Consider the following 1,462-nt stretch of genomic DNA (forward strand, 5'->3'; position numbering starts at 1 on the left):
CGGCGGGTGCCGCCTTGACGCACCGGCGCGCCGTGGTCGGCGGCGCGGTCGACGAGCTCGTCCCAGCCGCCGCTGATGCGGTCGGAGGCGCAATCCGCCGAGCGGCGCTGCCGACGACGCGCCGCCTTGAGCGCGCCGATCACGACGAGCGGGGCGAGCAGGACGAACAGGATGCCGAGGCTGCCCAGGCCGATCGTCACGATCATCCAGATCAAGGACGCGTCGAAGCCCTCCTCGTCGTCGGACCCCCGGTCGTCGGTCATGGTCGGCGGCAGGTCGACGGGCTCCTGCGGCGGGGGCGGCGGCTGGAGCACCTGGGGCTTGGGGTCGGCGCGGGGCTTGGTGGTCTGGTCGCTCGGCACCTGGTCCTCGGGCGGCGTCGGGTCGAAGGGCACCCAGCCGTGACCCTCGAAGGCCACCTCGACCCACGCGTGCAGCGTGTCGCCGTTCGCGGCGAACACCGGCTGGCCCTGCTGGCCCTCGTCGGGGTAGAAGCCCATCACGACGCGCGCCGGAATGCCGATCTCGCGCGCGAGAAGTGCCATCGCGGTGGCGTACTGCTCGTCGTCGCCCACCATCTGGTCCGACCCGAGGAGCGTCGTGATGCGCTCCGCGCCGTGGCCCGCGCGCGACAGCGGCTGCCCTTCGAGACCGTGGCTGAAGTAGCCGCCTTCCGACAACATCGTCTGCAGCGCGCGCACCTGCTCGATGGGGGTCGTGGCGTCGGCCACGGTCGTCGAGGCGACCTCCGCGGTGTCCTGCGGGACGCCCTCCTGATCGGGCAGCGACAGCGGCGCGAACGGCACGTCAGCGAGCGCCTCGTCGCTCGGCACCTCGGGGACGACGCTCTCGAGCGTGTACGAATCGCCCTCCGCGAGGCCGGCGGTGACCACACCTGTCGACGTCGACTCGTTGTAGTGGGCGGTGCGGCGCAGGTCGTCGGCCCGGTCGCCGTCGAACGCGATGCCCTGCACGGCGCCGGCGTCCGGCATCCACACGCCCTCGAACGCGCCGATCTCGACGTGCAGCGTCGCCGGGGTGCCCTCGGCGTCGGCCGACATGCTCGCCCGCACGGGCGAGAAGGCGCTGGAAGACCCGGCGCCCTCATCCGAGACGTTGTACACGGTGCCGTTGTACGCGTCCATCGTCGCCAGGCGCACGCGCGCGCCCTCGGGCAGCCCTGACACGGTGAACAGCGTGTCGTCGGGGTGGTCGCGCACCAGTGCGCGGAACGACTGCAGCGGACTCGGGAACTCGCGGATGTCGAACGGCGGGATGACCACGTCCCGCAGCACGTAGCGCGGCGACGACGGGGCGGCGAACGCGCTCGTGGTGACGCCCGCGGCAACGGCGACGGCGACGACCCCGGCCCCGAGGAGCGTGCGCCGCACGGCCGCGAAGCGGGTCGACGAGGCTCGCTCGCCGACCGAGACCGCCGCCACCTGCGGGAGCCACGCCTGCC

At 73.5% G+C, this 1,462-nt stretch carries 1 protein-coding gene; it reads right to left on the minus strand.

The window, feature by feature from the left end:
* Positions 1-1,462, minus strand: a 1,462-nt coding sequence (locus EIO58_RS17805; protein WP_164861864.1) for a transglutaminase-like domain-containing protein, incomplete at both ends; no start/stop codon positions are given.

Source organism: Microbacterium sp. CPCC 204701 (assembly GCF_004010105.1).
Lineage (GTDB): Bacteria > Actinomycetota > Actinomycetes > Actinomycetales > Microbacteriaceae > Microbacterium.